The organism is Mesorhizobium sp. W016, from assembly GCF_054719485.1.
On record NZ_JBTTIF010000002.1, the window covers coordinates 1,080,924 to 1,104,180 of the forward strand.

General features: G+C 63.2%; 19 protein-coding genes, 1 tRNA gene and 1 pseudogene. 6 read left to right on the top strand and 15 right to left on the bottom strand.

All coding sequences use genetic code 11. The features are described 5' to 3' along the window. Window positions 1-30: 30 nt before the first annotated feature. Complete coding sequence (locus ACYG9V_RS05780) at window positions 31-1,569, bottom strand: sugar ABC transporter ATP-binding protein (RefSeq protein WP_352510633.1); 1,539 nt, start codon at window positions 1,567-1,569, stop codon at window positions 31-33. Window positions 1,570-1,691: 122 nt separating this feature from the next. After that, complete coding sequence (locus tag ACYG9V_RS05785) at window positions 1,692-2,654, bottom strand: sugar-binding protein (protein WP_023672352.1); 963 nt, start codon at window positions 2,652-2,654, stop codon at window positions 1,692-1,694. 580 nt (window positions 2,655-3,234) lie between these two features. Here ACYG9V_RS05785 and ACYG9V_RS05790 point away from each other — a divergent pair. Both ACYG9V_RS05790 and ACYG9V_RS05795 read left to right on the top strand, forming a co-directional pair. After that, on the top strand, window positions 3,235-4,338 hold the full coding sequence (locus tag ACYG9V_RS05790; RefSeq protein ID WP_352765580.1) for a LacI family DNA-binding transcriptional regulator: 1,104 nt from the start codon (window positions 3,235-3,237) through the stop codon (window positions 4,336-4,338). 218 nt (window positions 4,339-4,556) lie between these two features. Continuing rightward, window positions 4,557-4,739 carry a hypothetical protein gene (locus ACYG9V_RS05795; RefSeq protein ID WP_196815106.1) on the top strand — a complete coding sequence of 61 codons (183 nt, stop codon included), beginning with the start codon at window positions 4,557-4,559 and terminating at the stop codon, window positions 4,737-4,739. A gap of 355 nt (window positions 4,740-5,094) precedes the next feature. Here the strand turns inward: ACYG9V_RS05795 and ACYG9V_RS05800 are convergent, their stop codons facing one another. The 10 genes from ACYG9V_RS05800 to ACYG9V_RS05845 all read right to left on the bottom strand — a co-directional run bounded on the left by ACYG9V_RS05800 (window position 5,095) and on the right by ACYG9V_RS05845 (window position 14,812). Next, window positions 5,095-5,562 (bottom strand): hypothetical protein, encoded by a 468-nt coding sequence (locus ACYG9V_RS05800; RefSeq protein WP_352765579.1) that lies wholly within the window; start codon window positions 5,560-5,562, stop codon window positions 5,095-5,097. A gap of 637 nt (window positions 5,563-6,199) precedes the next feature. After that, a complete protein-coding gene (locus ACYG9V_RS05805) occupies window positions 6,200-7,111 on the bottom strand; it encodes an ABC transporter permease (protein WP_023700481.1) in 912 nt (303 codons plus the stop codon). Further along, window positions 7,108-8,208, bottom strand: coding sequence for an ABC transporter permease (locus ACYG9V_RS05810; RefSeq protein ID WP_023734808.1), 1,101 nt, complete (start codon window positions 8,206-8,208; stop codon window positions 7,108-7,110). Before ACYG9V_RS05810 ends, ACYG9V_RS05805 begins: the two co-directional genes overlap by 4 nt. Further along, on the bottom strand, window positions 8,205-9,728 hold the full coding sequence (locus ACYG9V_RS05815) for an ABC transporter ATP-binding protein (RefSeq protein ID WP_023739727.1): 1,524 nt from the start codon (window positions 9,726-9,728) through the stop codon (window positions 8,205-8,207). Before ACYG9V_RS05815 ends, ACYG9V_RS05810 begins: the two co-directional genes overlap by 4 nt. A gap of 3 nt (window positions 9,729-9,731) precedes the next feature. Then, window positions 9,732-10,829 carry a BMP family ABC transporter substrate-binding protein gene (locus ACYG9V_RS05820; RefSeq protein ID WP_196814159.1) on the bottom strand — a complete coding sequence of 366 codons (1,098 nt, stop codon included), beginning with the start codon at window positions 10,827-10,829 and terminating at the stop codon, window positions 9,732-9,734. A 26-nt stretch (window positions 10,830-10,855) separates the two neighbouring features. Next, window positions 10,856-12,235: an amidohydrolase gene (locus ACYG9V_RS05825; protein WP_460221921.1), complete on the bottom strand. Its 1,380-nt coding sequence runs from the start codon at window positions 12,233-12,235 to the stop codon at window positions 10,856-10,858. 1 nt (window position 12,236) lies between these two features. Beyond that, the gene (locus tag ACYG9V_RS05830) at window positions 12,237-12,896 is read right to left on the bottom strand and encodes a glutathione S-transferase family protein (protein ID WP_023689145.1); all 660 of its coding nucleotides are present in this window, start codon (window positions 12,894-12,896) and stop codon (window positions 12,237-12,239) included. Continuing rightward, complete coding sequence (locus ACYG9V_RS05835; protein ID WP_352740145.1) at window positions 12,893-13,738, bottom strand: aromatic ring-hydroxylating dioxygenase subunit alpha; 846 nt, start codon at window positions 13,736-13,738, stop codon at window positions 12,893-12,895. Before ACYG9V_RS05835 ends, ACYG9V_RS05830 begins: the two co-directional genes overlap by 4 nt. Continuing rightward, window positions 13,735-14,388 carry a Rieske 2Fe-2S domain-containing protein gene (locus tag ACYG9V_RS05840; protein ID WP_352765576.1) on the bottom strand — a complete coding sequence of 218 codons (654 nt, stop codon included), beginning with the start codon at window positions 14,386-14,388 and terminating at the stop codon, window positions 13,735-13,737. The genes ACYG9V_RS05835 and ACYG9V_RS05840 overlap by 4 nt, the downstream gene beginning before the upstream one ends. 157 nt (window positions 14,389-14,545) lie before the next feature. Further along, complete coding sequence (locus tag ACYG9V_RS05845) at window positions 14,546-14,812, bottom strand: acylphosphatase (RefSeq protein ID WP_023689148.1); 267 nt, start codon at window positions 14,810-14,812, stop codon at window positions 14,546-14,548. A gap of 332 nt (window positions 14,813-15,144) precedes the next feature. Between ACYG9V_RS05845 and ACYG9V_RS05850 the strand changes: the two are divergent. After that, a pseudogene (locus tag ACYG9V_RS05850) lies at window positions 15,145-16,333 on the top strand (helix-turn-helix domain-containing protein). 38 nt (window positions 16,334-16,371) lie between these two features. Here ACYG9V_RS05850 and ACYG9V_RS05855 read toward each other — a convergent pair. From ACYG9V_RS05855 to ACYG9V_RS05865, 3 genes are all read right to left on the bottom strand, one after another. Beyond that, window positions 16,372-16,448 (bottom strand) — tRNA-Arg (locus tag ACYG9V_RS05855). A 162-nt stretch (window positions 16,449-16,610) separates the two neighbouring features. Next, complete coding sequence (locus ACYG9V_RS05860) at window positions 16,611-17,513, bottom strand: DUF1003 domain-containing protein (protein WP_460221922.1); 903 nt, start codon at window positions 17,511-17,513, stop codon at window positions 16,611-16,613. A 429-nt stretch (window positions 17,514-17,942) separates the two neighbouring features. Beyond that, window positions 17,943-18,911 (bottom strand): D-alanyl-D-alanine carboxypeptidase family protein, encoded by a 969-nt coding sequence (locus tag ACYG9V_RS05865; protein WP_352764791.1) that lies wholly within the window; start codon window positions 18,909-18,911, stop codon window positions 17,943-17,945. 249 nt (window positions 18,912-19,160) lie between these two features. Here ACYG9V_RS05865 and ACYG9V_RS05870 point away from each other — a divergent pair, with 249 nt between their 5' ends. The 3 genes from ACYG9V_RS05870 (at window position 19,161) to ACYG9V_RS05880 (ending at window position 23,190) form a co-directional block, all read left to right on the top strand. Beyond that, window positions 19,161-20,972, top strand: a complete 1,812-nt coding sequence (locus tag ACYG9V_RS05870; RefSeq protein ID WP_352764792.1) for a methyl-accepting chemotaxis protein — start codon at window positions 19,161-19,163, stop codon at window positions 20,970-20,972. Window positions 20,973-21,208: 236 nt separating this feature from the next. Further along, entirely contained in the window at window positions 21,209-22,300 is a 1,092-nt protein-coding gene (locus tag ACYG9V_RS05875) for a hypothetical protein (protein ID WP_352656503.1), read from the top strand. Window positions 22,301-22,569: 269 nt separating this feature from the next. Beyond that, window positions 22,570-23,190, top strand: coding sequence for a nucleoside triphosphate hydrolase (locus tag ACYG9V_RS05880; RefSeq protein WP_023689152.1), 621 nt, complete (start codon window positions 22,570-22,572; stop codon window positions 23,188-23,190). The last annotated feature ends 67 nt before the right edge of the window (window positions 23,191-23,257 follow it).

The window sequence follows — 23,257 nt, forward strand, 5'->3', positions numbered from 1 at the left end:
TGCGCCGGACCGGCAATCGCCTGAAGCCCGCTAGTTTGCCGGCTTGCCGACCGCCAGCAACAGCACGTTTTCCTGGCTGAATTGTTCCTTGTCGAGAATGCCCGAGATCTGGCCCTCATGCATGACGGCGATGCGGTCGGACACGCCGATCACCTCTTCCATGTCGCTGGAGATCATCAGCACGGCGACGCCGGCATCGGCCAAGGCTCGCATCAGCCCGTAAATCTCGGCCTTGGCGCCGATATCGATGCCGCGCGTCGGCTCATCGAGGATCATCACCTTCGGGTTCATCGCCAGCCATTTGCCCAGCACCACCTTCTGCTGGTTGCCGCCCGACAGCGTGCCGGTTCGCGTCTGCACCGACGGCGCTTTGATGCCGAGATTCGTCTTCTGCTTCTCTGCGGTGGCGGCCTCGGAGCTTGCCGACACCAGTTGACGCTTCGCATGCGCCGGCAGGTTGGGCAGCGAGATGTTCTGCGCGATCGACAGGTCAAGCAAAATGCCGGTCAGCTTGCGGTCTTCCGGAACCAGGAAAATGCCATGCGCGACCGCATCGGCCGCCGAACCCAGTACAAGCGGCTTGCCGTCGAGTTCGAGCCCACCGCCAAGCGTGCTGTCGATGCCGAAGAACACCCGCGCCAGTTCGGTGCGGCCGGAGCCGACAAGACCGGCAAGGCCGAGGATTTCACCGCGCCTGATGTCGAGGTCGACCGGCCGGGCAGGGTAGGCGGGGGTGCGGATGGCTTTGGCCGAGAGAGCCGTGGCGCCCGGCGCCCGCGCCGCCTCGGAGGCCTTCTCGCGCTCCTTCAGCATGCGGCCGATCATCAGCTTGACCATCTGGTCGTGGTTGATGGCGCTCTTCGGCAAGGTGCCGGCCAGCATGCCGTCGCGCAGCACCACGACGCGGTCGGCGACGCGCTCGACCTCATGCAGCCGGTGCGAAATGAAGATGACGCTGATGCCATCGGCCTTCAGCGCCTTGATGACGTCGAGCAGCTTGTCGGTTTCGGCAAGCGGCAGGCTCGATGTCGGCTCGTCGAGGATGACCAGCCGTGCCTTGATCGACAGCGCCTTGGCGATCTCGACCATCTGCTGCTGGGCAAGCGACAGCGAGGCAACCGGCGTATCGGCGGAAAAGTTGGCGCCGACACGCTTCAGCAGCGGCGCCACCATTTCGCGCAGCTTGGCGCGGTCGACCAATCTCAGCGGCCCGCCGCGCAACGGCTCGCGGCCGAAGAAGATATTGGCGGCAACATCGAGGTTTTCGAATAGATTGAGTTCCTGGTGGACGAAGGCGATGCCCGACCCCAGGCTGCCTTCGACGGTGAGCCCGTCATGCGCAACGCCGTCGACGGTGATGGCGCCGCTGTCCGGCCTGGTGACGCCGCCGAGGATCTTCATCAAGGTCGACTTGCCGGCGCCGTTTTCGCCGACCAAGCCGATCACCTCTCCCGGCCTGACCTCCATGGAAAAACCATCCAGCGCCACCACGCCCGGATAGGTCTTGCGCACGTTCTCGAGGCCGAGGAACGGGGTGGTTGCGACGATGGATGGGTCGGAATAATTCATCACGCCATATTTGATCAGGCTTGCCAGCAGCCGGTAGGCTACAGACTGACGGGCCTTGGCCGGCCCGTCAACACGATCGCCGGCTCAAGGCGAACCCCGAGCCGGCGCAACTGCTCGTGGTCTCAGTTTCCGGACATCGCCTTCAGATTGGCGGCATAGGTGTCGACATCGTCCTTACCGATGATCTTGGTCGGGATAATGATCAGGCCGCCTTCCGGAATGCCTGATTTGTCGCCCTTGAGATAGGCGGCCATCAGCTTCATGCCCTGATAGGCCCATTCGAAGGGCTGCTGCACGACGGTCGCCGCCACGGTGCCTTCCTTGACGCCGCCCAGCGTGATCGGATCGTCATCGAAGCCGACGACCGTGATCGAGCCGAGCTTCCCGGCGTCGCGCAGCGCTTCATAGATGCGCGGCGTGTTGTAGGAATAGAAGCCGACCATGCAGGTGATGTCGGGGCTGGCGACCAGCGCGTCCTCGACATTCTTCTTGGCGCGCGCCTGGTCGATGTCGTCGCCGCGCACGTCCACCAGTTCGATCTTGCTGCCGGCGAGGCCGTCCTTCATGCCCTGGATGCGTTCCTTGGCATTGTCGGCGCCGAGCAGGCCGACGAAGCCGAGGCACTTGCCGCCGTCCGGCATCGCCTTCTTGGCGATCTCGGCCGCCTGCTTGCCGGCGTCGACATTGGACGAGCCGATATAGGCGACGCGCTTGGTCTGCGGGGCATCGGAGTCGGTGGTGAACAGCGCCGTTTCCGACGCGATCTTGTTCAGACCGTCGGTCGAGGTCTTGGGGTCGACGGCCGAGACCATGATGCCCTTGACGCCGGCGGTCACCAGATCGTCCATCAGCCGCTGCTGGATGGCGACCGAGGACTGCTCGGGATATTTGAGTTCGAGATTGTAGTCGGGCAATTCGGCCTGCGCCTTCTTGACGCCGGCTTCGGCGGCCTTCCAGAAATCGGAAGCGCCGTTGACGACGAAGGCCAGCGTCGGTTTGTCGTCGGCGCGCGCAATGGCTGTCGCGGTCAGGCCAAGCAGCAGGGCTGCGGTGGCCACGGATGCATGTCGTATCAAGGATTTCATGTTCAACCTCCCGTTTTGGCTCAGTCGTCGGACTGAACCGATCTTGCATTCACTGACTTGCCGCTCGCGATTTGGACGCCCTCCTCCTCAGGGGTTCCCGGCGCTGAAGAATGGCGTCGTCGGTCGCGATCACGGACTTTAGAGACTCATCCCGTGCTCGTAAATAGTCTGATTTGTCTGACATATCACATGTCCGAGACCAGGCTTGCGGAGGCAAACCCCGCTCGCCATCGGGCCATTCACGTGCACTTCTCGCCGCACGGGGTCCCACCTGACCGGACACGGCGGATTGACGTTACAGCGTCGTTTTGTATTAGTAAACACTATTAGCAGAGGTCTCGCGCGGACACTCGGCGTGGCCCTAGGTCTAGTTTGCCCGAACAGGTGCAGCACGGCTTCGCGCAAGCAGATGCCTTGCAGTCCTCGAATTTCACGCGGCCCGAAGCGGCATGGCGGCGAACTTCAAAGCTGCTAATAAAGATAAACGCCTTCGACTATTTCCATTGGTCGACGGCGCCACACCATCTTGTCGGTGTGGCAGGCTTGCGACTAGACAGGCTGGGGATTGGGACGCAATGCCATGAGCGAGACGAGGGATCCGGACGACACGGCGAAGCGGCGCAAGGCGCCGGCGAGAGCCGCCAAGGGCGGCCGCGTCACCATGACCGACATCGCCAGGGCAGCCGGTTGCTCGCAGGCGACCGTCTCTTTCGTGCTCAACGATTCGCCCGGCATCCGGCTGTCGCAGCAGACGCGCGAGCGGGTGATCGACGCCGCGCGCTCGCTCGGCTACGCAGCACCCGCCTTCTCGGCGCTGCGCAAACCTGTTCCCGCCTTCGATGGACTTGACGGTGTCATCGGTTTCGCTGTCGACCAGCTGGCGACAAGCCCGGAAGCCGTTGTCGCCATCGAGGGCGCGCGCCAGGCGTCGTGGAACGCCGGCAATGTGTTGCTCGTGGCGCAGACCATGGGCGACTCCGTCATGGAGCCGCGCGCCATTGCGGCGCTCACCAGGCGCGGCATCTCGGCGCTGGTCTACATGACCATCTTCACCCGCGAGATCACGGCACCGGACTTCCTCTACGGCCTCGACATCCCGGTCATCCTGCTCAACTGCTACACGGCCGATTATGCCTTCCCGGCCGTGGTGCCGTCCGAGATCGCCGGCGGCCAGAACTCGACCCGGCATCTGATCGGCCACGGCCACCGCCGCATCGCCACCATCACCGGCGAGCCGTGGATGCAGGCCGCGCAGGACCGGCTGAAAGGCTACCGCAGAGCGCTCGCCACCGCCGACATCCCGTTCGATCCCGAACTGGTGGTCGAGGGCGACTGGTCGGCGAGCGCCGGCTATGCCGCGACCGTTAAGCTTTTGGCGCTCAAGGAGCGCCCGACCGCCATCTTCTGCCAGAACGACCGCACAGCCATCGGCTGCTACGAAGCGCTGAAGGAGGCGGGCCTGCACATCCCGCAGGACATCTCCGTCGTCGGCTATGACGACGAGGAGATCGCCCGCCACCTGTTCCCGCCGCTGACAACATCGATCCTGCCGCACATGGCGATGGGCCAATGGGCGATCGAACAGCTCGAAGTGCCGCCGCCTCCCGGCCGCGGCCGCTATCCAATCACCAAGCTGGAATGCCCGCTGGTGCAGCGGGATTCGGTGGCAGCTGTGGCTGGATAAAGCTGAACCAGCCCATCCCGATGCAAATCGGGATGGGTCTGTTTGGTGTTTGCGCCTCAGGGCAGGGTCAATCCGGGAACGTGCCGCGGTTAGAACCGCAAGACGACGAAGGAGCGCCTGCGATAGCAGCGCCGGCGCAACCGGCCATGCCGCCAGAACGTGCGGCAGTGCCGTCTCCAGACATGCCGCCTGTGGTGGCGACGATGGTGCCATCGCCGATGCGAGATCTGCTCGACATCGCCAGCGCCTTCGTCGTCATCAAACGAATTGGCATCCTGCTTGTCGAGTTCATCGAGAATGCCGTTACCGACATTGGGAACCCCGGCCACGGCCTCGAGAGGCCGAACCGCGGTAGCAAGCGCCGCGGCCCCCGCAACGCCAAACAATGCTGTCAAGAATGATCGCCGATCCATCAAAACCTCCATCAGCAAGACAAGGCTAACATGACGAGCCTAACACAAAGCAGCTAGAGCGGGTGATACAAAAGGCCAGAGGCGAATCTTCGAGCCGGCCCAAACGGGTGACCGGACGGACGGCAGAGGTCGGAGCAAGGCCGCTACCGGGCGGCGCGCTTCCTTCGGCTCGGCGACCAAGCCATGCGGAATGCCGCCGATGAAAGCGCACAGCCTGAGCGGTTCCGCCTTTCCGCGAAACTCTGAACCGCTTGGCAAAGCTACCCCCTAAGAATGCCCGCCACCTTGCGGCAGTGGCTGGCTGAGAGACTGACGCCCCACGGCAGATGCGATGTTGCGGTACTCAGCGCCGCGCCAATATCCGGCAGAGCTCCTTCAGGTCCCGGTCGTAGGTGCCCTTGCCGCTGAGCACGCTGGCGCAGCGTTTTTTCATCTTGGCGATCTGGCCGGCCGACATGGCGCTGATGGCAACCACCGCCGGTCGCGCCGGCACCGCCGGCGTGTTGGGATCCCTGGGGCTGGTGGTCGTTGTCTGTGTGCCAATGCCGACGCCGACCCCGGCCGTCACTCCACTGCCCACCCCGACCCCGGCGCCGACCCCGACCCCGACGCCCGTGCCGACCGATACGCCGGCGCCGGCGGTAACGCCGCTGCCAACCGAGGCGCCGACACTGGCGGTGGTGCCGCTGGTGCCTCCGACCGTCGCTCCGGCATTGACGCCCTTGCTCCCGCCGACCGAGACACCGACGCCAAGCCCGCCGCCACTGCCGCCGACCGAAACACCCACCCCACCGCTGCCGCCGATGCCCACACTGAGCCCGCCCGCGCCAGCCGGAAAGCACAAAGCTACGGAAACCGCGCCGCCGGCCAAGACCTTTGTTAAACTTTTAAAGAAATCCATAACGCCGCTCCCCGTGCTGGTTGCCTGGACGCAGGTTGAACAGCATCCGTTACCAATATGATTACGCGAGTGTAGCGTTTTTAGTTTCTGCAAGAATAGGTAGTATTGGAAATCGTTGTTATGGCTTCTTGCGGCGACCGGAATATATATGTTGGAATTGGCGGAAAAAATCGAGGATTTGCGGTTAGACTCGGAACCTTAGACAGGCAGGACGAGTGCTCGCATGCGGGAATTTACCGGGCGCATGCCTCAGGCCATCTTGCGACGCCGCTTCCCTAGGCTGCGGTGGAGAATGGACCCTCGAGAATGGGGCTCGTACTGCAGAAAAGGGGACGATCCAAGAAACCCGCGACGATCTCCACCGATGTCGGGCGCGTTGTGCGCCACATCGTTCCGCTGCTCGCAGTCGACGGCGTCAGCGCTACCCTTGCGGGCATACCTTCGCCCCGTTTGGCGTTTCTGCCCTTTGGATCGGATGCCGATCGTCCGCTGGCGTTTCGAATCTCTTCAACTTACGCCGAGTTTCGCAAATCCACTTTAATCCCGGCTAACGTTCGAAGGGTTCGCCAAGCGAGGCGACACCGTTCAGCCTGAGCAAGCGGCGGTCCGCCGAGATGACACCGAGCACGACGATCGTAACGAGATAGGGAAGGCTGGAAAGCAGTTGCGATGGCAAGTCCAGACCGGTCGCCTGGGCGGCGAGGCTCATCAGCGAAACCGCACCGAAGAGGCAGGCACCCAGGAAGATGCGGCCAGCGAGCCACGTACCAAAGACAACGAGTGCGATCGCGATCCAGCCACGTCCGGCAATCATACCGTCCGCCCAAAGGGGCGTGTACACCGCCGCCGCATAGGCGCCGGCAAAACCCGCCATCATGCCACCAAAAGCTATGGCCGCGATACGGATAGCGATGACCGGATAGCCGATGGCATGGGCTGCCTTGGGATTCTCGCCGATTGCCCTCACGACAAGGCCGACTCTCGTATAGGCAAACATCGCCCAGATCGCAAACGTCACGGCAAGGGAAAGCCATACGACGATGTCCTGGACAAACAGCCTGCCGACTACCGGGATTTCCGAGAGGCCGGGAAAGGCAAGTTTCGGGAGCCCCTTCACCGTCAAGCTCTCGTAGCTTTTGCCGAACAGCGCCGAAAGGCCTTGGCCGAGAATGCCGATCGCAAGGCCTGTCGCGACCTGGTTTGCCCGGAATCCGAGTGCCAGCACTGCAAAGACGAGGGACAGGACGGCGCTACCGAGGCCGGCGGCAACGAACCCCAGCAGGTGTCCACCGCCGTGGTAGACGACGATGAACGCGAGCACCGCGCCGAGGGCCATCAGGCCCTCTACGCCGAGGTTAAGAACACCGGCGCGCTCGACCACCAACTCGCCGAGTGCGGCAAGGAGAAAGGGGGTTGCCGCTGCGAGCATGCCCGAAATAATGAACTCGACGGCGTTCATGGCTGGCTCAGGTGATGGGGGCGGCGCCACTCGATGCGGTAGCGCACGAAGGCCACAGCGCCGAGATAGGCGAGCAGCAAGCTGCCTTGGAAGACGCGGACGGCGGCGATCGGCAGGTTTGCCGACACCATCGCATTGTCGCCGCCGATATAGAGGACAGCCATGAAGAGCGCGGAAAAGATGATGCCGACTGGATGCAAGCCGCCGAGATAGGCGACAATGATGGCCGCATAACCGTAGCCGGTCGAGATCGAGCGCTGCAGCTGGCCGAGCGGACCCGCGACTTCCGCCGCGCCTGCCAGTCCCGCCGCCATGCCACCGATCAGAAGCGATAGCCAAATCGCACGCCCTTCGCTGAAGCCGGCGTAACCGGCCGCGCGCGGGGCAAGGCCGCCGACCTTGAGCTTATACCCCATGAAGCTTCGCTGCATGAAAACCCAGGCCACCAGCGAGAGCGCAAGTGTGATGAGCAGCGAGACGTTGACGCGGGTACCGGTGATCAGGGTCGGCACCATCGCGTCGTTCTGAAACATGACGGATTGTGGGAAATTGAAGCCGGCCGGGTCCTTCCATGGGCCGAGCAGCAGGTAGTTGAGGACTTGCGCCGCAACGAGGCTCAGCATCAAGGAGACCAGGATCTCGTTCGCATTGAGCCTGACGCGCCAGAAGGCGGTGATAGATGCCCAAAGTGCACCGCCGAGGGCACCGAGAAGCAGCATCAGCGGCCAGATCCACTGCCCGGTCGCCTGCGGAAACCAGACGGGGATCGCCGAGGCGAAAATAGCGCCCAGGATAAACTGGCCCTCCGCGCCGATGTTGAACACTTTTGCGCGGAAACCGATCGCCAGCCCCTGAGCAATGAGGAGAAGGGGCCCCGCCTTCAGCAGCACCTCCGCAAACGATGCCCAGGAGAGGAACGGCTCGAGAAGCATCGCGTACAGGACGGCCGCCGGATCTCGGCCTATCAGCACATAAAGGCCCAGATTGAGGATGATCGCCATGCCAAGCGCGACAGCCGGGGCCAGCATGGCCGCGACGAGCGAGGCATGCTCCCGGCGGACGAGCGCGGGGAGGAACGGCGCGGCCCAAACGCTCATGCAGGAACCTTCTCTGGCGAGGCATGTGCTCCGATCATGTATCTGCCGATGTCTTCGGGGCGCGTGTCCCGCGTGACCAGAGGCGGACTCAGCATTCCATGATGGAGCACCTGGATGAAATCGCAGAGTTCGAAAAGTTCCTCGAGTTCCTCGGAAATTACGAGGATCGCCACGCCCAGGTTGCGCAACGCGATGAGCCGCCTTCTGATGGCGGATGCAGCGCCAATGTCTACACCCCAGGTCGGCTGCGCCACGAAAAGCAGTTTTGGCGACAGCATCATCTCGCGACCGACGATGAATTTCTGCAAGTTGCCGCCGGACAGCGAGCCCGCTTCGGCATCCGGGCCGGAGGCGCGGACGTCGTACCGACGGATGCATTCGCTGGTGAAAGCCGTCGCTCCGGCGCTGTTGATGAGGCCGCGCCTCACGAGATCGAAAGGATGGGCGGTAAGAACGGTGTTGAGCACGAGCGACATTTCAGGGACCGCGCCGCGTCCCAGCCGGTCTTCGGGCACGAAGGCGAAGCCAAATCTCCTGCGCGCGGCCGCATCGAGTGTGCCTACGTCGCGGCCCATCATGTAGATCCGGTCGCGTTGTTCCTTCAGCAGCATCGCTTCGCCCGAGATGAGCGCGGCAAGCTCGCCTTGGCCATTGCCCGATATTCCGGCTATGCCAAGGATCTCGCCTGATCGTACCGTGAGGCTGATGCCGGAGAGCGGCGTGGCAAAGGGGTCGTCCGGCGTGTAGTCCATGTCGATTATTTCCAGCCGCTTCTCCCCCTCGGGCATGGCCAACGCGGGCATCACCTCGGGCATGTCGCGGCCGATCATCATCCGGGCGAGGTCGTGCGCATCATAGTCGCGCGGGTCGACGGTGCCGATAACGCGCCCTCCACGCAAGACCGTCGCCTGGTCACAGATCGTGCGAATTTCCTCCAGTTTGTGGGAGATGAACAGGATGGACACGCCGCGGTCGCGAAGGCGCCTGAGCGTGTCGAACAGCTTCTTCACCGCCTGCGGCGGCAAGACCGAGGTCGGCTCGTCGAGAATGAGCAGCTTCGGGTCCGTCATCAGGCAGCGGATGATCTCCACCCGCTGCCGTTCGCCGACCGAGAGCGCGTGCACATCGGCGAGAGGATCTACTTCAAGGCCGAAATCCTGGCCGAGGCTGCGGATGCGCCCGGCCAGCTCCGCCTTGCCGCCGGGGACGACGAGCTGGATGTTCTCGACGACAGTCAGCGTCTCGAACAGCGAGAAATGCTGAAAGACCATGCCGATGCCCCTGCGCCGTGCCTCAGCCGGCGAGGCAAGGCGCAGATGCTCTCCGTTCCAGACGACGGTGCCTTCGTCCGGCTGTTCAACGCCATAGATGAGCTTCATCAGCGTCGATTTGCCCGCCCCATTCTCCCCGAGGATCGCATGGATCGATTGGGGCGCCACGTCCAGATCGATGGCTTGGTTGGCCCGGATCTGGCCGTAGCTCTTCGAGATGCCGCGGAGCGACAGAAGGGGCGGGGTCATGACTTACTTCGGCAGTGGTGTGGTGACACCCTTGACGTGCCAGTCCATCGCGACGATCTCGGGATCCGCTATCGTCGCACCGGCGGCGGCGGCTTCGCTGCCGTCGGCCTTGGTGATTGGACCTGTGAAGGGCGAGAAGCTGCCGTCGGCGATCTTCGCCGCCACTTCCTTGATCTTCGTCATCGTGTCGGCTGGGATATCTGAGTTCCAGTCCACGACCTCCACCACCTTTTCGGCGACGCCGAGGAAGGTGTTGGCGCCCTTGAAAGTTCCGGCGAGATGGGCATCCACGGAAGCCTTGAAGAAGGGCGACCAGTCCGTCGCGATGCAGCCGAGATATTTCTTCGGTGCATATTTCTTCATCGACGAATTGAGGTTGAACGCGTAGACGCCAGCCTCCTCGCAGGCCGAGATCACGGAGGGTGTGTCCTGCGCGTTCGAGAAGATCACGTCGCAGTTCTGTGCCATCAGCGCCTTGGCGGCTTCCTGTTCCTTGGCCGGGTCGAACCAGGAGTTCACCCAGACGACCGATACCTCGATATCGGGATTTACGGTCTGTGCGCCGAGCGTAAATGCGTTGATCGAGGTGATCAGCTCCGGAATGGCGAAGGCCGAGACGGAGCCGACCTTGCCGGTCTTGGAAAGAGCTGCGGCGGCTATGCCGAGCAGGTAAGTGCCCTGGAAATACTTCGCCGCGAAGGGCGAGAAATTCGGCGCGGTCTGGAAGCCGGAGGCATGCAGCACGGTGACCGCAGGATCGCGGCGGGCGATCTGTAATGCACCATTCTGGTAGCCGAATGAGCCGGCGATCAGGAACTTGTTACCGTCGGCGACGGTCTTGTTCATGATCCGGTCGGCGTCCGGCCCTTCGGCGATGTTCTCGATGACGGTGATCTTCACCTTGTCGCCGTATGCGGCCTTGACCGGCTCGAGGCCGGCGGCGAGCGCATGGCCCCAGCCGACATCGCCGACCGGCGACGGGAGCACGAGCGTGATACCGAGCGGCTCGTCGGCCGCAAAGGCGGGACGGCTGCCAAGCGCGCCGGCAAGCCCTGTCGCGGCAAGGCCCTTCATCAGAGTTCTGCGGGTCAGATAGTTCAGCATGTCAGTTCCCCTGTCTTAAGTTGTTAGAATTCCACCGCGGCAAAGGCGGCTTCCGCGTCCGCAGCAAGCCGGGCCTCGTTCAGCCCGGTAAACGCACCCTTCTCCCAGACGATGCGGCCGTTGATCATGGTCATGTCGGTGGGCATGCCGATACCGACCTTGGCGATCAGGCTCAATGGATCGTGGCGCGTGCCGACATAATCCATGCGGCGCGTGTCGATCGCGAAGAGGTCGGCGCCCATGCCGGGCGACAGTCGGCCGATGTCATTGCGGCCCAGAAGCGCGGCCCCGCCCGTTGTCGCATAGCCGAGGAAATCGACCGGCGCAGGCACGGGATGAGCGCGCGTCGAGGCCGCCAGGCATTGCAGCATGTAGGCGGAATGGATGCAGTGCATGAGGTTGGAGTTGTCGTTCGAGGCAGCACCGTCGCAGCCGAGACCGACGCGCAGGCCAAAGGCGGACATGGCGGGAATATCAGTCACCTCCGCACCCACCAGATAGACCGGCTCCGGGCAATGCGAGACACCGGTGCCGCTCGCCGCCATCAGCCGCAGTTCGTCATGCGTCAGCTCCCAGCAATGGGCATAGAAAGTGTCTCGGCCGGCAAATCCGAGGTCCTCGAGATAGTCCACCGTACGCATGCCATGGCGGGCCTCGATGATCGGGCTTTCGCCCTCGCCGACATGGGTGTGCATCCGCACCCCGCGATCACGCGCCAGCGAAACCAATTCCACGAAGGTCTCGCGGTAGCAGTTGACCGGCTGGCAGGGAGCGACCACGACCTGACGCATGCTGAAGGGACTGGTGTCGTGATAAGTGTCGATGAGGCGTGCGCAGTCGGCAATGAATTCGTCCGTGGTCTCCAGCATCTCGTCTGGAATGGTCGAGCCTTCCGATTTTGGCAGCGTGTTGCCGCCGCGGCCGGCATGGAAACGCATGCCGAGAAGATCGGCCGCTTCGAACTGCCGGTCGATGAGCCGTTTTCCGGCATGGCGCGGAAAATTGTACTGGTGGTCGAAGGCCGTCGTGCAACCGTGCTTTATCATCTCTGCCATCGCCGTGATCGAGGCGTGGTAGAAACAATCCTCGTTGAGCCGGGAGAAGATCGGATAGATCCGGTCGAGCCATTCGATGACCGACAGCTTCGTCCAGTCGAGTTCGGCACGGTTGCGCACAAAGCACTGAAAGAAGTGATGGTGCGTGTTGACGAGGCCGGGATAGACGAACCAGCCGTCGGCGTCCTGCACGATAGTACCGGCCGGCAACTCGCTTCTGTGCAGGCCTTGCCCGATTGCCTCGATCTGCGGGCCATTCGTCAGCACATCGACATTGCGCCGGACGCTCGGACCCCTGCCCTCGTCGGTGATGACCGCTGCGCAATTCTTCAGGAGATAGCCGGTCACCTCACGCCTCGTCCAGCATGGGTCGCGGTTCGGGCTTCAACTCGTGCAGCCGGTGGATACCGGGCATCTCGATGAAATTGTCGAGGCTGCGGAGCGCTCGCGACCAGAGCCGGATCGTGGGATACGAATCGAGGGAAACGCCGCCGTCGGGCGCGAGCGCGACATAGGGAAAGCAAGCAATGTCGGCAATCGTCGGCCGGTCGGAAGCGAGAAACCGGTCGCCACGCATTTTTTGTTCGAAGAGGCCGGCTTCCAGCTCACGTAGTGCCGCTATGCCATTGGCCTGAAGCGCACCGATGTCACCGGGGCGCAGCAGCATCTCATGCAGGCGCGCGCCGCCGAGGTTGGCGGTCAGCCTGTGCGAGAAGGAAAGCCATTGCTGGATGCGCGCCGTCTCCTCGGGGGCGCCGCTGCCGAGCCAGGCCGGTGCTGCCTTCGCGGCGAGATAGCCAAGCATGGCGGAAGACTCGGTCAGGATCAGGTCGCCGTCTTCAAGGATCGGGATGGAGCCTCCCGGATTAAGCGCCATAAGCTCGGGGCCACGATGCTCGGCGCCGGGATGGAAGTCGACCGGGCGGATTTCGAGCTTCACACCTGACAGCGTCGCCATCAGGCGCACCTTGTAGCAACTTGGGGAGAGGATGTAGTCGTAAAGCTTCACTGTGCCACCAATTGCGCGCCGTAGGTATAATTGTGGCGCTTCAGCCAGCGGCGATAGGCGACCGAGGTCAGGTCGGCGCGCGTGGGGATTTCCATGCCGGGATCGAGCGGCAGAAGACGCGGGATCTGGTTTTCGAGGATCGAGCGGTCCTGCAGGAAAATCGTCTGCTGGAAATGGATGAGGTCGGTCTGTGGCGTCTCGTCATCGAAAAGCGCCATCCATGGCCAGACGTCGCAGAGATCTTCGGCAAGCGGCTGGACGAATAGCGTAATGACATCCCATTCGCCCGGGCGCGGCGGGCAGGTCTTGTAGAGGACTGAGCAGGTCGGAGCCGGCACGCGGTACATGTATTCCGTCGTGATACCTCCGCTCGCGGATTTCGCCGCCTGCGGCTGGTAGAACTTCACCTGGGTCGCCCAGACCTCGTCCTCCTCCTCGCGGATCTCGACCTTGTAGTTTTCGACCTCGGTATGCGGCTCCGAGCCGAGGATGTCGGTATGGACGAAGGGGAAGTGTGCGATGTCGAGGAAGTTCTCGACGGCGCGGAGCGGCGAGCAGCGCACCCGCACCACGCCGACATCGACGAAGCGGCGCCCGGGCTGGTCTGCCTCGGGAATCGGGAAGACCGGTTTCTTCGGTTCGCCGAGCGACGACCAGATATGGCCATAGCGCACCGAAACCGGCAGCACGCGCCCGTTTTCGCCTGTCACTTTAGTCGCGCCATTGGCGTCGAGCGCAACCTTGATCGGCTCGTCCATCAGGGTGGTCTCGCGCCCATAGCGGTCGAGCCGGCTGAAAAGCCCGACCGGATACCATTCGTCGCGCATCGCATCGTCGATCATGGCACAGCCCCTTTCGCCTCGATCCCTTCGGCCATGCGCCGAAGGCTCTCGGCGGCTCGCGAGGCGGCGATGCGCTCGGACGCATCGCAATCGGCTGGAACAAGGACGTGGATCAGCGTCTCGCCGGCTTCCTGCGGGATAGGCAGCAGGCGGATTGCCGGCGCGCCGGGCGCCTGCCAGACGTATCCTTCAACGGTGGCCTTCGTACCGGCAGCGACCGAGAGTGCCGAACATCCGGCGCGGGCCGTCAATGAACGGAGCGGGACGTAACCCTCAAAAAGGGGTGGCTTGCCGTCAGGCTCTCCATCAGCGACCCAGATGATCCCGCCCGCCTCTTCGACCAACCGGGTCGCAACGCGAATCGTCTCCGGCGGCGTGAGGCTGGGATGGGCAGGAATGCGCAGGCACTGACCGGCCTGCGAATAGGTCCAGCCGTGATAGATGCAGGAGAGCGCCTCGCCGCGCACGAAGCCATGGGAGAGGCGCATGCCGCGATGCGGACAGCGATCCGCCGATGCCGCCAAGCGCCCCGATTGGCTTCGCCAGAGGGCAATGGGACCGGCGGGCGTCCGCCCCGGCATTACCTGTCCTGTTGGCAGATCCTGGGAAAGGGCGACCGGCACCCAGGTGTCCGTCTTGTCGGACAGCATGACCTTACTTTCCGTACTGATACTACTGTTTCCCGACCAGAGAGATGCCGGCGCAAGGAGTTGGCGAACCGCTCGATGCGGCTGACGTATGCATAATTATTTCGCAATTGCAATATTGATTAAATTAAGTGCAAACGGAGGGTAACCACACGCAAAGCTATATGTTTTTTTGCTCGACAGGCGCGCGGTCGATCGTCTCGACCCAGACTTCAATGGGCCCAAGCGAACATCCCATCTCCATCATGTCGATCAGTTCCGCCGCACCGGCAATATCGAGTTCGATGCGATCGGTGCTTGCATGAGCGATGTGGTGCGCGAGACCGAGCTTGGCCGCATGGCGCATGATCCAGGGCAGGAAGGACGCGGGTTCGAGGTGGCCGCGAATGGTCATCCGCTCATGCAAGCGGTGTTGACTTTGCTTCATCACGAACGGAACGCGCGCCTTGGTGTCACGGTCAGCAGCATAGCGTCTGACTGAACGGGCGGAAGTGGTAATCGACGCGCCAATAACACCGAATATCGACTGATCGCCCGTGCCTAGACCCGGGCACTCATGCATGTCGCCCAGAAGTGCCGAGGTTGTGGGACAACGACATGCATTAAACAAAGACTTCAAGCGGTCGCATGAATCCGTTCAGCGCGACGCTCTTTAGGGTTATCCAAGCTATTGTAATGCATCTGCCCTTCCCGAGAGATGGGTGACAGTTCATTCCGGAGACATGGGTTACACTTTCGGCCCTTTGCAAGGAGAGCAAGGTGCCTTGGAAGGAGTGTAACGTCATGGAAGAGCGGCTGAAGTTCATTGCCCGGCTGCTGGACGGCGAGAAGATGGCGGTGCTTTGCCGTGAGTTCGATATCTCGCGCAAGACCGGCTACAAGATCCTCACACGCTACAATGACAGTGGCCTTGAGGGGCTGACGGATCGATCACGCCGACCCTACCGCCACGCCAATCAGCTTCCGTTTCAAATCGAGAAGCTGATTGTGCGCCTCAAGCAAGACAAGCCGACCTGGGGTGCGCCAAAGATACGCGAACGGTTGGCCCGGCTGTATCCTGACGTTCACCGGCCTGCGATCTCGACGGTGCATGCGGTTCTCGACCGCCATGGCCTGGTCGAGCGCCGCAAGCGAAGGCGCAACAGGGCGATGGGAACACCACTTTCAAACGGCTATCGGCCCAACGATCTGTGGTGTGCCGACTACAAAGGCGAGTTCATGCTCGCCGATCGGCGCTATTGCTACCCGCTGACGATCACCGACTTCGCCAGCCGCTATCTCATCGCCTGCGAGGCGTTGTCGACTACCAAGGAAGCCTATGCCTTCACGGTGTTCGAGAGCGTTTTCAAAGAGTTCGGCCTGCCCAGCGCCATCAGGACCGACAACGGCGTTCCCTTTGCCAGCCCAAACGCGCTGTTCAATCTCAGCAAACTGTCGGTCTGGTGGCTGCGCCTGGGCATCGACATCGAGCGCATCCAGCCGGGCTGTCCGCAGCAGAACGGGCGCCATGAGCGCATGCACCTGACTCTCAAGAAGGAAACCACCAAACCGGCTGGCGCCAATTTCCTGCAGCAGCAGGCCAGGTTCGATGACTTCATCAATGAGTTCAACTCAGAACGCCCACATCAGGCGCTCGACATGGCCTGTCCAGCCGAGCGCTACACGCCGTCACCGCGCATCTATTGCCGGCCTGCCGGATCTCGATTATCCGTTTCACGACAAGGCCGTCACCGTCACCACCTGCGGCCGCATCTGCTACAATCGCAAGAAGATCAACCTCAGCCTCGTCTTTGCCGGCCAGACCGTCGGCATCAAACAGGTCGAGGACCATATCTGGCTGGCTTCCTTCATGGATTATGATTTGGGCTACTTCGATGATGAGACATGCAGGCTCGAACCACTCCAAAACCCCTTCGGGCCAAAAGTGTTACCCATGTCTCCGATATAAACCGTAACCTATGTGTCCGGAATGGACCCTCGGTAAGCTGGCGCACCCGACAGGATTCGAACCTGTGACCTCTGCCTTCGGAGGGCAGCGCTCTATCCAGCTGAGCTACGGGTGCCTTCAGGGAACCTGAAAACGAACCAGCCGATAGGCCGGCCAGCCACGGCTTCTTAGCGGAAGCCGGCGCGGGCTTCAACGGGCAATTGGCGTGGCGATATTTTCGAAGCCACGTCGCGCGGCTCGGCAACTTCGCGTCCGCCTTGCAGCCTCAGCCCGGGACTCACCCCGCCACCTCCACCTTCGCCACCCGCCTGCGCACCCTGCGCGGCGCCCGCTTCGCCTTCTTCGCGCCGGTCAGTTCGTGCATCGCATCCAGCTGCATCTGCTGCATTTCGGCCAGCCGCGTCCATTGGCGCGAGATCAGATAGTCGAGCTTTTCGTGCAAATGGCGCACTTCCAGCTCGGCTTTCAGGTTCACCCGGTAGTCGTTGAACGAGCGCAGGCGGTCCTTGGCCTCCGTCCGTCTCTGGCTCATCATGATGATCGGCGCCTGGATGGCGGCGATACAGGAGAGCAGCAGGTTGAGCAGGATGAAGGGGTAGGGGTCGAAGGCGCTGCTCACGCCCGCGATCAAATTGATGCCGATCCACACCGCAAGCACGCTGCCGAACGAGATCAGGAACCACCAGCTGCCGCCGAAAGCCGCCATGTTGTCGGAGACGCGGTCGGCGAACGAGCGGTGCTCCTCGAACTCCTCTTCCGAGTTTTCCGAAATCGTGTCCTGCCTGGCGATCAATTCGACCACCTGGCGGTCGAGCTCGGAGAATTCGCCATGCTCCTGCTGCAGCAGCTCCTCCATGTAGCGCATGCGGTAACGGCCGAGCTCCTCCCGGCTGATGCGGGCGCCGCGCGGCAGGTCGGGATGATCGGAGCGGATGCGGTCGGCCAGGCTCGGCCTGAGGTCGTCGATGCGCACCAGGTCACGCTTGCGAAACTTTCTACCTGATATCGCCGACGGTTTTCGCTTCGGCTTCAGGCGGCCATGGGGTTCGGAGTCCGGCACATCGGGCGCTTCCAGCGCCTCGTCGGCAACCAGTTCGGCGTCGTGGGCGGGCGGCGCCTCGAAATACTCGCCGCCGCTGTCGTTTTCATTGTCGGCCTGTTCGGATGGTTTTGGGCTCATGATGCCGGCTCCTGCTGTCGCGCCCACGATACGCCAAGGCGAGGCGGCATAGCCACTGTGGCGGTGAAGATTGGGGGCTTGTGCATGCTTGTGATGAATGCCTGCTGCAATTGCCTGTGGCAGCGCAGCCCCCCGGGGCCTCGCTCGCCTGCTGCTCGGCAACCAGACCGCCGAAGTGCTGTTGCCGACGGAGGTCGCGCCTGCTGCAGAGTTAAGATGAGGCAGCGATCCTTCACGACCCCCCTCTGTCCTGCCGGACATCTCCCCCTCAAGGGGGGAGATCAGATGTCGCCATGGCTTCGCCAAACACGAAAAAGAGGCGAGACGCCGAAGCTGCTAATCTCCCCACTTGAGGGGGAGATGGCCGGCAGGCCAGAGGGGGGTGCTGTCCCGCCGGCGTTTCAGAGTTCCTCCACCCAACGACGGGTTCTATTGCGGCGGTAAACCAGGCAACTGCGACCCCTGCGCCGGCAAACCAGGCGGCGGCAGGCCGCGCGACGCGGCCGGCTGATCTCCCGCAAACATCAGCCGCGTCTTCGTATCGGCCATGGCGGGCGACAGACTGCGCTGGATCAGCGCTTCGACATGGTCGTTGCGCTGCCTAGCGCTGTCGGCGCCCATCACCACCACGATCAGATGCCGGCCGTCGGCATTGTAGGACGTGACGATATTGTAGCCGGATGCCCTGATATAGCCGGTCTTGATGCCGTCGACGCCGCGCACCCGGCCGAGCATGTCGTTGTGGCCGCGCACCAGCCGGCCGCGGAACATGAAGTCGCTTTCGGAGAAATAGTGGAACTGCTGCGGGAAGCGGGCGCGCAGCGCCATCCCCAGCGTCGCCATGTCGCGCGCCGATGTGTGCTGGCCATCGTCGGGCAGGCCGGAGGCATTGCGGAAGACGGTGCTGCTCATGCCGATCTGGCGCGCCTTGGACGTCATCATGGCGGCGAACTGGTCCTCCGAGCCGCCGAGATATTCGCCCACCGCCACCGCCACGTCATTGGCCGACTTGACCACGATCGCCCGGATCGCCGAATCGACATCGATGCTCTCGCCGCGCTTGAAGCGCAATTTGGTCGGCGGCTGCCGGGCGGCATTGTCGGAGACCGGAATCTGCGTTTCCTTCGAGACGCGGCCGGACTCCAGCGCCTCGAACAGCAGGTACAGCGTCATCATCTTGGTCAGCGACGCCGGATAGCGTTGCGCCCTCGAACTGACTTCGAACAGCGTCTTGCCACTGCCGGCATCGACGACGATGGCCGCATATTTCTCCTGCGGCGCCGGCACCGCCAGCACGCTGTCGGGCGGTGCGGTGGTGCTGCAGCCGGCCACGAAGACAAGCAGCAGGAGGGCTGCGAGAAATTTCTGGGCGGGGGAGGGGAAATGGAAATTTGGCAAGTCAAGTCCGGCGTTGCTGAGAGGGCCGGAACCTAGCCTAACCCATTTTGTTCGTCCATTTGGTTAACGGCGGAGCTGCCGATGACGCTGCCAATCTCCCCCGCAAGGGGGGAGATCAGATGTCGCTTCGGCTTCGCCAACCATCGGCGCTGAAACGGCAACCTCCCGAAATCGCCTGCTTCCTGTCCTGTTTTGCCTGCGGGGTCGCGGTGCTGCTATAGAGGCGGCAATTGCTTGGGGGATTTGACAATGACCGGTGACATCGGCGCGGCTGCGCCATCTCTTATCAGGGCTTCGCTCAGCCGCACCGGCAAATGGGCCGGCAGCGTCGCTTTCATCGGCGGCGCCGCATCCGACATCCTCAATCCGCTGGCGCCGTTCGCCGCCTATATCGCGCTGGTCGCTTCGGTTGCCGCCGCCGTCATCGCCATTGCCATCGTTCTGCGGCTGGTGCTGGCCGCCAAGGCGCTGCCGGCGCTGATCTTTGCCACCAGCGCTGCCGCCGTCGCCGGCGGCGTCTATGGCCTGCAGCAGCAGTCCAATTCGCAGAACGGTGTGATCGCCGGCCTGGTGCCGGCCATCGCCCAGTTGCAGCAGCAGATGGGCATCGTCTCGGCCAGGGTGGCCAGGATCGAGCAAACGGTAACCGAGACGAAGCTGGCGGTCGACCAGGTCAAGCAATCGACCGACGCGGTGGCGAAGAAGACCGAGGAAATTGCGTCGACCCAGCAGCAGCAGGCTGAGCAGGGCGCGCAGACGCAAAAGTCGGTAGAGGCGGTCAAGCAGACGACCGAAACGCTCGCTGCCGGCCAGCAGAAACAGGCCGAGCAGGCGGATAAGCTTCAGGCGACCACCGAGCAGATCGCCGCCTCGATCGACACCATCGCCAAGGGCTTTGCCGCATTGGCCGCGCAGGGCGGGACGATCGCCGAGCCGAAGCGGCCGGACGAATTCTATCACAATGCCCGCGTCTACGAGCTTTCCGGCGACATGCTGAATGCGCGGCGCTCCTATCTCGCTTTCGCCGGTTTCGACGTCGACGCCGTCGATCCCTACACACGCTTCGCCACCCTGCTGCGCGTGCAGGACGGCAAGGCCGGCGCCCGCGAAGTGTTCGGCGCCCTGGCCGACAAGGCCAAGGCGCTGTCGATCAAGCTGGTCCATATCCTGCAGTTCGACGATGCCCAGCGTCTCGACAAGCTCAACGCCTTCATCGCCGCCAATCCGGATTTCGCACCGGCCTATTACCTGCTCGCGCAGGAGTTTTCCGAGGATCGCCTCGGCGTCCAGTCGCTGTCCGACAAGCGCAGCGAGGCCGAGGCGCTGACCAGGTTCGTCTCCTATGAAAAGGAAGGCGGGCTGCTCAAATATTTCGTCGACCAGACGCAGCTCGCCGACTGGCTCGACCGCAGCCGTACCCGCCTGACGGCGCTTGGCGACGTGCTCGACCCAGCACGCTTTGCCCCGACGCTGACGCCGATGCGCTCCAATGCCGGCTGGATGATCTCCATCTCGCTGCCCGAGGCCGCGACCGGCATTTCCTGGCGCATGGGTGTGTCAGGTCCGTTCACCGACACCGGGCTGATGGCGATGAACGACCAGCGCACCGGCAAGCCGATGCCCAATCCGAGCTTCGAATTGCCCGACAGCACCACGGCCACCACCATCGGGGTCAAGTATCTCGATCTCAGGGGCCGCGAGACCGGGCCGTTCGACATAAGTTTCGACCCGGACGCGGCGCTGCAACAGGGCAACAAACAGATCCTCGACCAGTTCTGGACGTCGTGGATCGCCTTCGACGCCAGCGGCAATCACGGCCTGGTCTATTTCTCCCAGATGCTGTCATTCCGCTGCGGCATCAAGGAGGTGCGCTACAGCCTGAACGGCACGGCGCTCGACAAGGAGATCAAGCTGCCGCCTTGCGACAAGAAGGACCCCTACGCCATTCCTTATGACTACCAGCCTTACTTCAAGGTCGCCGACAACGTGACATCGATGGCGGTGCAGGTCACCTACACCGACGGCACCAAGTCGCCGGTCCGGGAGTACAAACGGCAGTAGGCGTCCACCCTTCCCCTTGTGGGGAGGGTCGATCCGCGTAGCGGATCGGGGTGGGGGTCCTTGTAGGGCGCTACCCCCGCCCCGTCGAACAATCTCCGCTTCGCGTCGAGCGCTCGCCGACCCTCCCCACAAGGGGGAGGGTAAAAATCGCCCTGATGCAAAATGCCGGTCGCTGTGCTTGCGCATCCGTCACGGAGCGGGTTTGTTCGCTGCCATCAGAATCAGCAGGTGCGCGGATGGATACGGTCACGATCAAGGCAAAGGGCATTTCGGTCACGCTCGATCTCACTGTCGGCCATATCGCCGACATGACGGTCGACAGCGATGGCCGCCAGCTGAAGCCGCTGCACCGCGCGCCCTGGATCGATGCCGGCGAGACGCTGCCGCCGGATCTGCCTCAAGGCACGGTGCGGCTGTCTGGCGATTTCCTATGCGCACCGTTTTCGGCCAGCGACATCGAGGCCGCACCGCTGCATGGCTGGCCGGCCAACAGCGCCTGGGATGTCACCGCCAGCGAAGCGACATCCGACGGCTGGCGAGCCGTCTTCCGGTTGCGCCGCACGGTGATGGGCGCGACGGTCGACAAGATCTTCACGCTCCGCAACAGTCATCCCTTTCTCTATCAGGAGCATGTCTTTTCCGGCGGTTCCGGCGCGGTCTCCGCCGCCCACCATCCGATGGCGGCGATGCGCGATGGCGGCCGGCTCGCCTTCTCGCCGAAGCGCTTTGCCGGGACACTGGACGCACCGCTGGAGCCCGATCCGGCCCGCGGTCGCTTCAAGCTTTCCTATCCCGCCCGCTCGACCGATCTGACGCGCTTTCCAGCCACTGGCGGCGGCACGCTCGATCTCACCGACTACCGCATGGAGGATGAGCGCGAGGATTTCATCACCCTGGTCGAAGCCGATCATGACGGTCCGGGCTGGACGGCGCTGGCGCGCCGGGCCGAACAGGATCTGGTGCTGGTGCTGAAGAACCCGGCGGAGCTTCCGGTCACCATGCTGTGGTTCAGCAATGGCGGCCGCGACTACGCGCCGTGGAGCAGCCGCCATCGCGGCGTGCTCGGCATCGAGGACGGCCGCGCCGCCATCGGCCATGCCGCATCGATCGACGACAATTGGCTGAAGCGCGAAGGGGTCGCGACCGCTTTTACCCTCGGCGGCGAAGTCTCCTTCCGCCATGTCATCGGCGCGCTGCCGCAGGCAAACGGCGAGCCGCCGCGCGATATCGGGACAGCCTCAGGTCACATGCGTCTCACCGGAGCCGATGGTTCGACCCGCGATGTCAGGTTCGACAGCGATTTCCTGCGGATCGGCCAGCCCGGCTGATTTTCGAACGCTGGCCCTGCCCCTCACCTGCCTGCCGGCATCCTCGACACACGGCACATGGAGCTTGTCCGCCGCACCGCCGCGCCAACCAATCTGCTTGGCGCTGCGGCGGACGCATAGGGGGAGAAGTGTTACCCATCTATCGGCTGGACACCGGCAGGGCGACGAGGGGCGGCGCTGACGTGGCGGATGTCGTGAGATTGCCCAAATCGCGGTTTGAAATTTCCTCAAACTGCCGACAAGATGCAAAGCATAGCTGGAAGCGCCCAATGTCCGAAATCGCCCATCTCGCCGCCACCATCTTCAAGCGCGCCGGCAAGGCGAAACGCTTCATCGTCGCCATTGCCGGCCCGCCCGGCGCCGGCAAGTCGACGCTCTCGGCCGGGCTGCATGATCTGCTGCCGGAGGGCGCGGCTGAAGTCGTGCCGATGGACGGCTTCCACTATGACGACATCGTGCTCGACCAGCGCGGCCTGCGGCCAAGAAAGGGCGCGCCGGAGACTTTCGACTTCGCCGGCTTCGAGACGCTGTTGAAGCGCATCCGTTCGGGCGAGCCAGACATCGCCATTCCGGTGTTCGACCGCAGCATGGAATTGTCGCGCGCCGCCGCCTCCATCGTTGCCGCCGAGACCAAGTTCATCCTGGTCGAAGGCAATTACCTCCTGCTTGACGAGGAGCCGTGGTCGCGGCTGGCGCCGCTGTTCGACTTCACCATCTTTGTCGATGTGCCGCGGGCCGAACTCGAGCGCCGCCTTCTGGTGCGCTGGCACGAGCATGGCCGCTCCGACGAAGACGCCCGCGCCTGGATCGCTTCCAACGACATGCCCAACATCGATCGCGTGCTCGGCCGTCGCAGGTCCGCCGACCTGGTTGTTGGCGATCCCGCATAGTTCGCTGGACTTCGGAACGGGAACCTTAAGACTTTCAGGTCGTTATCTCTCATCGGCAATCGTGCCG